The 13,441-nt window shown below is 66.1% G+C and carries 10 protein-coding genes, 1 tRNA gene and 2 pseudogenes; 4 read left to right on the forward strand and 9 right to left on the reverse strand.

The genetic code is table 11. The features are described 5' to 3' along the window. Positions 1-24 precede the first annotated feature (24 nt). The 5 genes from F615_RS0109080 to F615_RS0109100 form a co-directional block, all read right to left on the reverse strand. The gene (locus F615_RS0109080) at positions 25-414 is read right to left on the reverse strand and encodes a hypothetical protein (protein WP_019560869.1); all 390 of its coding nucleotides are present in this window, start codon (positions 412-414) and stop codon (positions 25-27) included. 572 nt (positions 415-986) lie between these two features. Next, a tRNA-Ser gene (locus tag F615_RS0109085) sits at positions 987-1,078 on the reverse strand. A 56-nt stretch (positions 1,079-1,134) separates the two neighbouring features. Then, a complete protein-coding gene (gene serS, locus F615_RS0109090) occupies positions 1,135-2,430 on the reverse strand; it encodes a serine--tRNA ligase (protein ID WP_019560870.1) in 1,296 nt (431 codons plus the stop codon). A gap of 33 nt (positions 2,431-2,463) precedes the next feature. Continuing rightward, positions 2,464-3,465: a 4-hydroxy-3-methylbut-2-enyl diphosphate reductase gene (gene ispH, locus F615_RS0109095; protein ID WP_019560871.1), complete on the reverse strand. Its 1,002-nt coding sequence runs from the start codon at positions 3,463-3,465 to the stop codon at positions 2,464-2,466. Continuing rightward, positions 3,465-3,908 (reverse strand): FKBP-type peptidyl-prolyl cis-trans isomerase, encoded by a 444-nt coding sequence (locus F615_RS0109100; protein WP_019560872.1) that lies wholly within the window; start codon positions 3,906-3,908, stop codon positions 3,465-3,467. Before F615_RS0109100 ends, ispH begins: the two co-directional genes overlap by 1 nt. Before the next feature lie 96 nt (positions 3,909-4,004). On the opposite strand from F615_RS0109100, the gene radC reads away from it, so the two are divergent. Together radC and F615_RS0109110 are read left to right on the forward strand one after the other, a co-directional pair. Further along, positions 4,005-4,679 carry a RadC family protein gene (radC, locus tag F615_RS0109105; RefSeq protein ID WP_019560873.1) on the forward strand — a complete coding sequence of 225 codons (675 nt, stop codon included), beginning with the start codon at positions 4,005-4,007 and terminating at the stop codon, positions 4,677-4,679. A 2-nt stretch (positions 4,680-4,681) separates the two neighbouring features. Beyond that, a complete protein-coding gene (locus F615_RS0109110) occupies positions 4,682-5,332 on the forward strand; it encodes a Smr/MutS family protein (protein WP_019560874.1) in 651 nt (216 codons plus the stop codon). 26 nt (positions 5,333-5,358) lie between these two features. On the opposite strand, the gene F615_RS0109115 is transcribed toward F615_RS0109110, so the two are convergent. From F615_RS0109115 to F615_RS0109130, 4 genes are all read right to left on the reverse strand, one after another. Then, complete coding sequence (locus tag F615_RS0109115; protein WP_245558345.1) at positions 5,359-6,291, reverse strand: DUF4340 domain-containing protein; 933 nt, start codon at positions 6,289-6,291, stop codon at positions 5,359-5,361. 42 nt (positions 6,292-6,333) lie between these two features. Continuing rightward, positions 6,334-9,156 (reverse strand): Gldg family protein, encoded by a 2,823-nt coding sequence (locus F615_RS0109120; RefSeq protein ID WP_019560876.1) that lies wholly within the window; start codon positions 9,154-9,156, stop codon positions 6,334-6,336. Then, positions 9,149-10,084, reverse strand: coding sequence for an ABC transporter ATP-binding protein (locus F615_RS0109125; RefSeq protein ID WP_019560877.1), 936 nt, complete (start codon positions 10,082-10,084; stop codon positions 9,149-9,151). Before F615_RS0109125 ends, F615_RS0109120 begins: the two co-directional genes overlap by 8 nt. 285 nt (positions 10,085-10,369) lie before the next feature. After that, positions 10,370-11,671: a glycerate kinase type-2 family protein gene (locus tag F615_RS0109130; protein ID WP_019560878.1), complete on the reverse strand. Its 1,302-nt coding sequence runs from the start codon at positions 11,669-11,671 to the stop codon at positions 10,370-10,372. Positions 11,672-11,831: 160 nt separating this feature from the next. Between F615_RS0109130 and F615_RS0109135 the strand changes: the two are divergent. Then, positions 11,832-13,142, forward strand: a pseudogene (locus F615_RS0109135) (SulP family inorganic anion transporter); the annotation flags it as partial. Between the two features lie 127 nt (positions 13,143-13,269). Further along, positions 13,270-13,441, forward strand: a pseudogene (locus F615_RS20425) (IS481 family transposase); the annotation flags it as partial.

A 13,441-nucleotide genomic window follows, 5' to 3' on the forward strand; every position in this document is an offset into this window, starting at 1 on the left:
TGGGGCAATCGCTGCGGCGCTGCGTCAACTGCGATCCGTTCGTCGCCTGACGCCCACGACGAACGCCGACACCAGTCCGACCACTGTCGTTCCACCGATGATCGCCGCGACCCAGTCGTGCCCGGCCATGGCCAAGTGATATGAGGCGTACAAGGCAGACGAGCCCATGAAAAGCCCCGCCAGGATTCCCAACAATCGCTCCACGAACACGAAGCCGTTCACCCGACTCGTTTCAGCCCTGCGGAAGTCGCCCTCTTTTGTGGTTTCGTCGAAGAACCACTCAACCCGGTCAGGCGCAAGTTCCCGCAGCCTCTCGATCTGCGCGATGGGCAGAATGGGGGCGTCCGTCTCGTGCTGAGACAGCGTGACGTGCCGCTCTCTATCCTTGAGTTGTGCCGTAGTCGACCTTCCCACGTTGCTCCTCCCTCAAGGCCTTCGTCGCGGCCTTTTTCATATCAACACCAACTCGCTTGATGTCCCCAGCGATGTTTCTCATGTCGGCAGTACGGTCACCTGGGCTCGGATAACGATATTTTGGGGCCGTCCCGAACGCAGACAGCACGTCACCCACCCCAATGATCAGATTGCGTAGGTGTTCCATGATGTCGCTCCTTCCTGCGATTCCTGATCGTGTCAGGATGCTGGGCTGCCAGTTGCGACGATCGTAGCAAAATCGTATGCCCTGCATCTGTCAGTGATTTCCCACGAAGGGACTCATTCATTGGTGCTGCTCGCACCTGCTCCATTGAGATCGACGACTCGACCGACCATCTGTGGAATGCAGGTGCAGTACGAGTCGCGAGAGGTCTGTGGCAAAAATTTGATGGTAAGAGCCCTCGGCCGAATTGGACCCGGTTTGATGCGGTTGGGCACGGCGCAGCACTGGCCATTCTTCAAGATGGGTGCCCCTCGCACAAAGGCCCCTCGTGTGGAGACACTGAATCGAGTGCGCAGCCCCATCATGGGCAGGCCTGTAGTGAGGGGCTTGGCGGAAAGGGAGGGATTCGAACCCTCGATACGGGGAACCCCGTATACCGGATTTCGAGTCCGGCGCATTCGACCACTCTGCCACCTTTCCTGGGACCGTCGGCTCGCGGGCGGTCTTCCGCAAGCGAAGTTTTAGATTATAGCCTGTCAGGCCCGCAGCTCGGCAAGCCCGCCCAGGTAGGGGCGCAGCACTTCGGGCACTTCGATGCTGCCGTCGGCCCGCTGGTAGTTTTCCAGCACGGCCACCAGCGTGCGGCCCACGGCCAAGCCCGAGCCGTTGAGGGTGTGCACCAGCTCGTTCTTGCCTTGGGCGTTTTTGAAGCGCGCCTGCATGCGGCGGGCCTGGAAGGCTTCGCAATTGGAACAGCTGGAAATCTCGCGGTAGGTGCCTTGTGCCGGCAGCCACACTTCGAGGTCGTAGGTCTTGGCCGCGCCAAAGCCCATGTCGCCAGTGCACAGCAGGACCACACGGTAGGGCAGCCCGAGCTTTTGCAAGATGGCCTCGGCATGACCCACCATTTCTTCCAAGGCCTCATCGCTCTTGTCGGGATGGACGATCTGAACCATCTCGACCTTGTCGAACTGATGCTGGCGGATCATGCCCCGGATGTCGCGCCCACCGCTGCCGGCCTCGGAGCGAAAACACGGGGTGTGCGCCGTGAGTTTGATCGGCAGGGCCTCCAACGGCAAGATTTGCTCGCGCACGGTGTTGGTGAGCGAGATCTCCGAGGTGGAGATGAGATATTGTTCGTGCGACTGTTCGTCTCCACCGCGCAGCACCCAGAACATATCGTCCTTGAACTTGGGCAATTGGCCCGTGCCTTCGAGCACTTCGCGGTTGACGATGTAGGGCGTGTAGCACTCGGTGTAGCCGTGCTCGGTGGTTTGTACGTCGAGCATGAACTGCGCCAGCGCCCGGTGCAGCCGCGCGATGGGGCCGCGCATGAACGTAAAACGCGCCCCCGAAAGCTTGGCGCCGGTCTCGAAGTCCAGGCCCAGGGGGGCGCCCAGGTCCACATGGTCCTTCACGGGAAAGTCGAAGGCTCGCGGCGTGCCCCAGCGGCGCACCTCGACATTGGCGGATTCGTCCGTGCCGACGGGCACGCTGGCATGCGGCAGATTGGGTACGGACATCAGCAGCGCATTGAGCTGCCGTTGCACCTCATCGAGCCGCTCGGCGCTGGCCTTGAGTTCGTCGCCGATGCCGGCGACCTCGGCCATGGTCGCGGCCGTATCCTGCCCTTGGGCCTTGAGCTGGCCGATGCGCTTGGACAGCGCATTGCGCTGGGCTTGGAGTTCCTCGGTGCGCGTCTGGATGCGTTTGCGCTCGGCTTCCAACGCGGTGTAGCGTTCGACGTCGAGGAAGGGTTGGGGCGATTTGCGAGTGGATAGGCGCTGCACGACCGCCTCGAGGTCTTTGCGCAGCAGGTTGATGTCGAGCATGATGCTTGAGATGAGTCGTCGTCGGGAATCGGCTCAACGCGAGCCTTTGTGCAAATGCGAGGGAATCGGCGGCTCGCCCATGGACCTGTCGCCCAGGCCGCGCGGCAGCGGAAAACGCATGGTTTCTCGGATGCCGTCCATGCGACGCACGGCGGTGGCGCCCAGGTCACGCAGACGCGCGATGACCTGCTGCACCAGGATGTCAGGGGCCGAGGCGCCGGCGGTCAGACCCACCCGCTGCTTGCCCACGAACCATTCGGGGCGCAGATCGTCGGGTCGATCGACCATGTAGGCCGGGGTGCCAAGCCGGTCGGCCAGCTCGCGCAGGCGGTTGCTGTTGGAGCTGGTGGGGCTGCCCACGACGATGACCACGTCCACCTGCGGGGCCAACACCTTGACGGCGTCCTGCCGGTTCTGCGTGGCATAGCAGATGTCTTGCTGCTTGGGCTCGCGCACCTGCGGAAAGCGCTGGCGCACGGCCGCCAGGATCTCTGCGGCATCGTCCACCGACAGCGTGGTTTGCGTCACCACGGCCAGTTTGGCCGGGTTGTTCACCTGCACGCGCTGCACGTCGGCAACAGTCTCCACCAGGTAGATGCCCTCGCTCAACTGCCCCATGGTGCCTTCGACCTCGGGATGGCCTTTGTGGCCGATCATCAGGAACTCGTAGCCTTCCTTGTGCAGCTTGGCCACTTCCACATGCACCTTGGTGACCAGTGGACAGGTGGCATCGAACACCGTGAAGCCGCGGCGTTGGGCTTCCTCGCGCACCGCCTTGGGCACGCCGTGGGCGCTGAAGACCAGCGTGGCGCCCGCGGGAACCTCGGCCAGGTCTTCGATGAAGATCGCCCCCTTGGCTTTCAAGTCATTGACCACATAGGTGTTGTGCACGATTTCATGGCGCACATACACCGGCGCGCCAAACTTCAGCAGCGCACGCTCGACGATCTCGATCGCGCGATCGACGCCGGCACAAAATCCGCGCGGCTCGGCCAGCACGACTTCTTGCAATTGCACGGGTGGCGCCGCTGCCATCACAACACTCCGATGAGTTGCACCTCGAAGGACACCGGCAGACCGGCCAAGGGGTGGTTGAAGTCGAACAAGACCCAGTCTTCGCCGACCTCGCGCACCACGCCCGCATACTGGCCCGCGCCATCGGGCGTGGGGAATTGCACCACGTCGCCGGGCCGGTAGTCGGCATCGGGGTCTCCCAGTTCGATCAACAGGCTGCGCTTGACCCGCTGCAGCAACTCGGGATTGCGCGGGCCGAAGGCCTCGCCAGCCGGGATGTCGAACACTTGGCGGGCGCCTTCCTGCAGCCCCAGCAAGCGCTGCTCCAGGGCCGGGGCGAGCTGCCCGGTGCCCAGCGACAGCGTGGCGGGCTTGTCGTCGAAGGTGTTGATGAGGTCGGCCCCGTCGGGGCCGGCCAAGCGGTAATGCAGGGTCAGAAAAGACCCAGGTTGGACGGTGGCCACGGCGCGTTGCGGTTATGTAGACTGACCGACATTGTAGAAGTCCGGCTCCCTGACCCGTGGCCGCCCGTGCGGACGGCCCTTCGCCCCGGATGCACCATGTCGATCAAGGACCTGCCTGCCGACGCCCGCCCTCGTGAGAAGCTCCTGACCCTGGGCCCCGCCGCCCTGGCCGATGCGGAGCTGCTGGCCTTGTTGCTGCGCACCGGCTTGAAAGGCACCTCGGTCCTGCAGCTGGCGCAGCAGCTGTTGCAGGGCTTCGGTGGCGTGGCTGGATTGCTGCACGCTCGACCCGATGAGCTCGCGCGGGTCAAGGGATTGGGCCCGGCCAAGCGGGCCGAGCTCGTGGCGGTGCTGGAGCTGGCCCGACGCGCCCTGGCGCAAGTGCTGCACTCTCGGCCGGTGTTCGAATCCCCCACCCAAGTGAAGGATTATTTGCGGCTGAAGCTGGCCGACTTGCCCCATGAGGTGTTCGCAGTCCTCTTTCTGGACGCCCAACACCGGCTGTTGACGATGGAAGAGCTTTTTCGCGGCACGCTGACGCAGACCAGCGTCTATCCGCGCGAGGTGGTCAAGCGCGCCCTGGCATTGAATGCCGCGGCGGTGATGCTGGCACACAACCACCCCTCGGGCGTGGCCGAACCGTCCAAGGCCGACGAATACCTGACGCGCACGCTGCAATCGGCCCTGGGTCTGGTGGATGTGCGCGTGCTGGACCATTTCGTGGTGGCTCGGGAGCATGTGGTGTCTTTTGCCGAACGGGGGTTGCTGTAGAGATGAAAGCCCGCAGCCTGGCCGATTTGGGCGCCATCAAGCAATTGCTGCAGGCGCAAGCCCGTGAGGCTGCCGAACGTGAAGCGCGGCGGCGTGAGCAAGAGGCGCGCCAGCAGCGCGAACGTGAGCTGTTCGCACGCAGCGTGGGGCCCGTGCACGCACTGAAAGATCCCGGCTGGGCCATGGTGCCACGCCCGCGCCCCGCCCCTCGGCCACGGCAGCGCGTCCTGGATGAGCAATCGGTGCTGCGCGAGGCGATTTCCGATGAATTCGATGTCGAGACGCTGCTAGACACCGACGAGACGCTGTCGTTCCGCCGCCCCGGCGTGGGCCTGGACGTGGTGCGCCGGCTGCGCCGGGGTGACTGGGTGATCCAGGCCCAAATCGATCTGCACGGCCTGCGCCGTGACGAAGCCCGCGAGCAACTGGCGGCCTTCTTGCGCGAGGCCGTCCGGGCCGGCCTGCGCTGCGTGCGGGTGGTGCATGGCAAGGGGCACGGCTCGCCAGGTCGCCAGCCAGTCCTCAAAGCCAAGGTGAAGTCCTGGCTGGTGCAAAAGAACGAAGTGATCGCCTTCACCCAGGCGCGCGCCTCGGACGGCGGCGCCGGCGCCTTGGTGGTGCTGCTGCGACCCTCGGTCGGGCACCGAGGGTAAAGCCCCAGAGCCCAAGCCCGGCCGGCTCAGCGAGCCGCGGGCGCCAGGCGATCCAGCTCGGTGGCCTCGACCCACTGCGTGGCGGTGGCTGCAGGCAGCTCGAACACCTCGGGGCGACTGGACGCTTTCAGGCGATACGCATTGTCGGGTCCGCGTGCCAAGACATAGTCCACGGGGGCGGAGGCCCCTTGCCGCAGCACGCTCCAGCGGGCCACCGGCGCCTGCCAGGCCTGGGCCGGCAGATCATCGCGGCTGAGCACGCGGCTGACGCGCAAGTTGGCCAATAGGTCGGCCAGACGCTCGGCGGCCTGCATGTCCAGCCGTCGGCCTTCGGGCAGCTCCTGGGCTTGCCAGCGCGCGGCTTCGGCGCCTTCGCCGCCGGCTCCGGCCGCTTCCGGGCGCAACGCCAGGCCAGCCACGTCGATGCGCTCGATCTGCGGGCGCGGCACGGCCAACAAGCCCAGATCACGCCAATCGTCAAGGCGCACAGAGACCTCGTAGGCCGGCAGGTCGACCACATGCACGGTGTCACGCCCGACCACGCGCACATGCGTCTGACGCATGCCCGAGGCGCTGCCCAGCACCAGCGTGGCCAGGGTTCGATCGCCCTGGGCCAGGGTGATGCGCCGCTCGTAACGGTCCTCCGTGAGCGCGAAGCGTTCGTGCGCCTCGGCCCGGGTGGCCACCGGCACCCCTTGGCGCAAGGCCAGCAGTCGATCCAACAAGCGCTGGACCTCGCCCGCAGCAGCCGGGAAGGGCGGCTCTGCCGTGGCCACTTGCCAGCTCTGCCCCTGCCGGCGCAGCTCGATGCGCTCGCTGGGGCTGCGCGCTTCGATCACGAGGCGGTCCACTTGATCGGCCGTCACGGCCAACAGAGGCGCCCGCGCAGACGCCGAGGACGCATCACTGCGCCCCCACAGCCCCACGATCAGGGCCAGCACCCCTTGCACGGCCAGCACCGCGGCCAAGATCCATAAGGTTCTCGTTGAGATCCGCATGATTCAAACCTCCGCCAGCACCCGTTGATGACGGCGCCGATCGGCACGCGCGACGAGGTGACGCCACAGCAGCACCGCAGCCAGGCCCAGCGCGGCCAGCAGGTAGTTGGCCGCCTCCCAGCGGGCCGCCTGCCCTTCGGGCAGCGGCTCCAGCGTACGCGCCCATTGGCTGCGGCCGCGCAGGCTCAGCAAGGCGCGATCTTCCAGTGCCCAGTCGATCACGTTCTGCAGGAACGCCACCGGCTGCAAGTACAAGGTATTGAGCCCTTGAGAGGCCAAGTCGATCGCCGCATCCGAGCCGAACGCATTGCTGGCCACCACGACGAGCCGCGCCGAGGCCGGCGAATGCTCGATCACGCTCAAGGGCGTGCCGTCTTGGTCTTTGGCGCGCGGCGCGTCTTTGCCGCGGTAGAACGACTCGAAGCGCCCCTCCAAGGCCACGGCCAGCAGGCGCGGTCCGCGCTCGCCTTGCACCGCAAAGCCGGTTTCGGGATGGCGGCGGTAGTCGGGCAACACGTCCAGACTGTCGGACACCCAGCTGGCGGGGGAACTGTGCAGCAGCCGGGCGACTTGTCGGCCCGCTTGCCGCGCTTCGTCCACCTGGATGGGCGAGGCCCAGTTGAGCGTGAGCTGACGCAGCGCTGCCGTGATCGGATGGTGCGGGTCCAACCCATCGTCACGCAGATCCGGGAAATGCGGGTACGGCAGCATGCGGATCTCGCGCACGGTCAGGCCGCCCACGCTGCGCTGCACTGGCACGGGCAATGCGGCATTGCGTTCGTCCAGCACCATTTGCGCGTCGATGCGCAGCCCATGGTGGGCCAACCAGTCCTCCAAGCCAGAGGTCTGACGCCGGGCGGTGAGGCTGGCTCCCACCTCCACCTGGAACGGCGAGGTGGCCAGCACGACGCTGCCGCCACGCATCAGGAACTGGTCGATCGCAAAGCGTTGCCGATCGTCCAGATTCTCGGGGCTGAGCACGAGCAACACGTCGGCCTCGGCGCTGAGGCGACCGTCGCTGAGGTCGGTGTCGATCACGCGCGCGCCCTCGCCCAGCATCTCGGTCAGCCGACCAAAGCCGGTTGCGCCATACCCCTGGGGCCGCCACACTGCCACGGTGCGCAAATAGCCTGGGGCCATACGCTGCAAAGCCGCATCGATGTTGCGCTGCAGGGCTTCGCGCTCCAGCGGCTGCGGCAAGGGCACTTGCACGGCTTGCCCCTGCTCGCTTTCGAGCACCATGTAGAACCAGAAGGGCTTGGGATCGATCAGGCTGGCCACTTGGGGGCCAAAGCCGTAGCGCTGCTGCAGTTCGCGCGCCAACGCGCCGCCGCCGGCATCGGGATCGGCAAAATGCAGCTCCAGCTTTCCCTGAGAGCGCTGGCGCAGCGTCTCCCCGATCGAGGCGAGGTGACCGCGCAGCTGACGCAGCGGCTCGGGCAAGCGCTCGTCGGGCGACACATACGCATTCAGCCGCACCGGCTGCGTCAGCCGTGCCGCCGGATTGCCGCCGGATTCGTAGGCCTGCACCACCTTGCGAATGGCGCGGGTCAACGCATATTCGGGATCACGCAGCACGACGTCGAGCTGTCCTTCGCCGCGCGCCTTCACTTCGATCAGATCACGATAGCCCAAGGTCTCGTGCTGATCGCCATAGGCCACGACGACGTCGAAGTAGGAGCTGACCACTGCCGCCTGATGACGGCTGGCCATTTGGAACGGTACCGGCCGCACACCGTAGCGCGAGGCCGCCTCTTCCTCGGCTTGACGGTCCTGTTGGGGGTCGATGATCTCCACGCGTGCGCGCGACCCGGCCGCCACCGCATACTCTTGCAGCACGTCTTTCATCTGCGGCACCAGCGGCGCCAGCAGCGGATGGGTGCGCGAGGAGAAATAGCCGCGAATCAGCAAGGGCTCTTGTAGCGAGGCGAGCTGGGTTCGGGTCGCTTGCGACAAGCTGTACTGCCGCCCCTCGGTGAGATCCAGGCGCGCCAGCGACAAGGGGGCAAGCCAGAAATGCGCGGCCACCAGATTGGCCACGCCCAGACCCACGGCCCAGGCCCAGCGACGCTGCGCCGCTTGGGCGGGCTGACCCACCCAGCGCAAGCGCTCCAAGCCGTAGAGATTGAGCAACAAAAAGATGCCGACGATGCTGACGTAGTAGTACAGGTCCCGCAAGTCGAGCACGCCGCGAGTGATGGACTCGAAGCGCGAGCCGCTGCCCAGCAGCGCCAGCACACCCGCCACGTCATGGCCGAACAAGGCGGTGAAGAAGTCCGCCCCCACCAGATAGAACGCCCCACAGACCACGGCCGTGAGGATGAGCGCAACGACGGGATTGTCCGTGCGTGCGCTCAGCGTTTGCCCGATGGCCACATAGGCGGCGGCCAGCAAGAGCGTGGCCACATAGCCCCCCACCACAGGGCCTGGATCCAACGGCCCCAACCAGGCCGCGGTGAACACCACCGGCCAGGTCAGCGCCAGAGCCAGCGCCACCAAGGCCCAAGTGGCTAGGAACTTGCCCAGCACCAGGCTGGCTGGCCGCACCGGTGCGGTCAGCAGTGTCTCCATGGTGCCGAAGCGGCGCTCCTCGGACCAGCTGCGCATCGTCAGGGCCGCCACCAGAAAGATCAGCAGCAGCGGCATCCAACGGAACAGCGGGCGCACATCGGCAATGTTGCGAGCGAAGTAGGCCTCGACCCAAAACACCACGAACAGCGTGGCAGCCAGGAAGCCGGCGATGAACAGGTACGCCGCCGGACTGGCGAAATGTCCCCGAAACTCTTTGCGCGCTATGTGGCCGATTTCCCGCAAGCAGTCACGCATGGTTCACCTCCCGGACAGTGTCGGACACCAGGCCGTTGACCTCGGCAAACACGGTCTCCAGATCGCGCTGGCGTGGCTGCAAGGCATGCAGACGCACGCCGGCACGCACCAGCGCATCGGCCACGGCCGCAGCCGCTTCGATCGGCGCCTGCACGCACCAGCACGGCGGCGAAGCCTCCCCAGGCTCGGCCCGCACCTCTTGCACGGCGGGCAGTTCGCGCAAGGCCGCGGCCACATCGCCTTCGGCACGCACGAGCAAGCCATCCCCGCGCTGCAGATCGGTCAGTCGGGCGTCGAGCACCAAGCGGCCGGCGCGCATGATCAATACCCGCTCGCAGCTGGCCTGCACTTCTTGCAGGATGTGGGTCGAGACGATCACCGTGGCCTGACGCGCCAGCTCGGCGATGAGCTCACGCATGTGCAGGATTTGCGTCGGATCCAATCCGTTGGTCGGCTCGTCGAGGATCACAATGGCCGGGTCGTGCAAGAGCGCCTGGGCCACGCCCACACGCTGCCGATAGCCGCGCGAGAGCGTTTGGATCGCGGCGGTGGCCTTGTCCTTCAGTGCGGTGCGGGCCATCGCCCGGGCGACGGCCTGCGCGCGGCGGGAAGCCGGCACGCCGTGCAAGGCCGCCTGGAAGTCCAGGTAGTCGATCACCGTCATCTCCGGCCACACTGGACAGTTTTCTGGCAGATAGCCGATGCGCTGCTGCACGGCGCGGCGGTGTAGACCGACCTCCAGGCCGTCCACCCGCACCGAGCCCGCGCTGGGCTCGAGATAGCCGGTGATCATCTTCATGATGGTGGTCTTGCCGGCACCGTTGTGGCCCAGCAGGCCCACCACCTCACCAGGCGCGATGTCGAAGCTGACATCGTCCACGGCGGTCAGCGCGCCATAGCGACGCGTCAGGTGTTCCACCTGGATCATGTTGGGAGGCTCCTCCTCGGAACGAACGAGTTCGCGCCGGGCAGCGCCATGCACCCCCGGCGGGCTGGATGGATGGGAGTTCGGCGCCCGTTGGGCGCCTCGGGACCTTGGCGGGCCGCCTCAGGGCGGCCCGGCGCGCACGGCCTCGGACATGAGGCCACAGGGCCGCAACGGCGGTGAGATGCGTATCGGATTCATGGCCATGCAGGACAGCTCAGAAACCGTGACGTGACGATCCGCCCCCTCAGATGGGGCTGCAGCGAAAAAGTTCAAGTCTGCGTAGGATCACGCAACCAAGATCGCCCGGAAGTCGTTGACATTGGTGTACGTGGGCCCAGTGATGACCAAGTCCCCCAACGCCTCGAAATAGCGATAGGCATCGTTGCGATCGAGCACCTCTGTCGCGTTGAGCCCCAAGGCCTGGCCGCGCGCCAAGGTATCGGGGGTCACGATCGCGCCGGCGTTGTCCTCCACGCCGTCGATGCCATCGGTGTCGGCCGCCAGCACGTACACGCCCGGCTGCCCCTGGAGGGCCAAGGCGGTTCCCAACAGAAACTCGGTCGCCCGGCCACCGCGCCCACCGGCACTGCGCACCGTGACCGTGGTCTCACCGCCAGACAGCAGCACACACGGCCGCGCGAACGGCTGGTTGCGCCGCGCCACCTGGCGAGCCAAAGCCGCATGGACTTGCCCGACCACACGCGATTCGCCCTCGATTTCATCGCTGAGGATGTGGGCCTGCACACCCAGTGCTTGCGCGGCCTCGGCCGCCGCTTCCAGCGCCTGCTGCGGGGTGGCGATCAGGTGGACCTCATGCCCCTCGAAGATCGGATCGCCGGGCTTGGGAGTTTCCAGTTCGCCGCGCGCCCAGGCGGACTCGATGCCGGCCGGCAATGCGATGCCATAGCGCCGCACGATGGCCAAGGCCTCGGCACAGGTCGTCGCATCGGGCACCGTGGGGCCACTGGCGATCACACTGGGGTCGTCGCCAGGCACGTCGGAGATGACCAGCGTGACCACCCGGGCCGGGGCGCACAGCGCGGCCAGCCGACCTCCTTTGAGGGCCGACAGATGCTTGCGCACGCAGTTCATTTCGTCGATCGAGGCCCCGCTTTTCAACAGCGCGCGATTGATGTTCTGCTTGTCTTGCAGCGACAAGCCCGGCGCTGGCGCGCTGAGCAAGGCCGAACCGCCGCCGGAGATGAGACACAGCACCAGGTCGTCAGCCGTCAGCCCGCGGGTCAGCTCCATGATGCGCTGCGCCGCAGCCTGCCCGGCCGCATCGGGCACGGGATGCGCTGCCTCGACCACCTCGATCCGCCCGGGCGAGGCCCGATAGGCCGGGGGCACATGACCGTAGCGCGTCACCACCAAGCCACTGAGCGGCGCATCCTTCGGCCACAGGGCATCGACGGCCGCGGCCATCGCACCGCCGGCCTTGCCTGCGCCCAGCACCAGCGTGCGGCCACGCGGCACAGGCGGCAACCGTCCTTGCAAACACCGCTCGGGCTGGGCCCGTGCGATCGCCACCTCCAGCAAGTGGCGCAACAGGGCGCGTGGATCATCGAAGCAGGCTGGCAGGCTCATCAGCGAAGACTCCCGGGAAAATTGCCGACAGTCGGCAAGCCTACCTCATCCTGGCGCGGCGCGGCCGCACGATGCTCACCAAGGCTTGACTGGGCCGCCACGCGCATTCGATGATTGTCACGAGACTGCTGCGAATCCATCCGTCACGGCGAACACAATCATGGGTTTACGGCTTCCCGCTGGCATCGAACTCGCATCCTTCCGCCCCCGTCTCCTCGATGATTGGCGGCAATACAACCGCCAACGCTTCGTGCAAGACATCTCGGCCGGCCTGACCGTGGGCGTGGTGGCGCTGCCCTTGGCCATGGCCTTTGCCATCGCCTCTGGCGTCAAGCCCGAGCAAGGCCTCATCACCGCGATCATCGCCGGCTTTCTCATCTCGGCGTTGGGCGGCTCCAGCGTCCAGATCGGTGGGCCGGCCGGCGCCTTCATCGTGATCGTGTATGGCATCGTTCAGCGCTACGGCCTGGGCAACCTGCTCATCGCCACCGTGTTGGCGGGGGCCCTGATGTTCTTGATGGGCTTGTTCAAGCTGGGCGTGTTGGTGCGTTACATCCCAGTCACCATCGTCATCGGCTTCACCAACGGCATCGCGGTACTCATCGCTGTATCCCAAGTCAAGGATTTGCTCGGCCTGAAGATCGAGCATCTGCCGGCCGACTTCTTCAGCCAAATCCGCACGCTGGCCCATCATCTGGACAGCTTCAACCCCATCGCCCTGTGCATCGGCCTGGGGTGCCTGGCCATCGTCATCCTCTGGCCGAAGCTATATGCCCTGCCCGCCGTCGCGCACTCACCTGCGCAGCGCATGTTGAAGGCGGTGGCCCGTCTGCCTGGGACCATCGTCGCGTTGGGCTTGGCTACGGCATCGACCGCGCTGTTCGGCCTGTCGGTGGAGACGATCGGCTCGCGCTTCGGCGGCATCCCTCAGACCCTGCCCAGCCCGCAATGGCCGGCCTTTTCCTGGGATGGCATCCGCCAACTGTTCATCCCCACGCTCACGATTGCCATGCTCGGCGCGATCGAATCGCTGCTGTGTGCACGGGTGGCCGACAGCCTGAGCGACCGTCCTCGCCACGACCCCAATCAGGAATTGATGGGGCAGGGCGTGGCCAACATGGTCGTGCCATTCTTCGGCGGTATTCCGGCCACCGGCACGATTGCACGCACGGTCACCAACGTCCGTTCCGGCGCCACCAGTCCGGTGGCAGGCATGGTGCATGCGCTCACACTGCTGGCGGTGGTGCTGGTGGCCGCGCCACTGGCCTCACACGTGCCGCTTTCGGCTTTGGCCGGGATCCTGCTCTACGTGGCATGGAACATGGGCGAATGGCACGAGTTCGTGCGCTTACGCCAGTTCTCGATGCTCTACCGCGTGCTGCTGGTGGGCACTTTCGTCCTCACGGTGGTGTTCGACCTCACCGTGGCGGTGGAAGTCGGTCTGGTGATGGCCTGTATTTTCTTCATCTACCTGTCGAATCCCGGACGATCATATACTACCGTCACGCCACGGCTACCTGCTCGCGCGCAGCGTTCTGGCTGAGATTTTGGGCCCGCGGCGCAGCAGCAAGGCGGTCTGATACCGGGGAGTTCCACACATGATCACTCGACTGCACAAGTGCGCCCGCACCACACCGCGCGTCAGAGCCGAAATCGCCGCCAGCAACGACCCCATCGCCACGCTGGCACAGCGCTACGGGGTGTCGCCCATGACGGTGCTCAAGTGGAAACACCGCACCGACTTCGAGGACCGTCCCCACACGGCACATC

Origin of the sequence: Caldimonas manganoxidans ATCC BAA-369 (assembly GCF_000381125.1) — a bacterium.
In the GTDB taxonomy this organism is placed as follows: Bacteria; Pseudomonadota; Gammaproteobacteria; order Burkholderiales; family Burkholderiaceae_C; genus Caldimonas; species Caldimonas manganoxidans.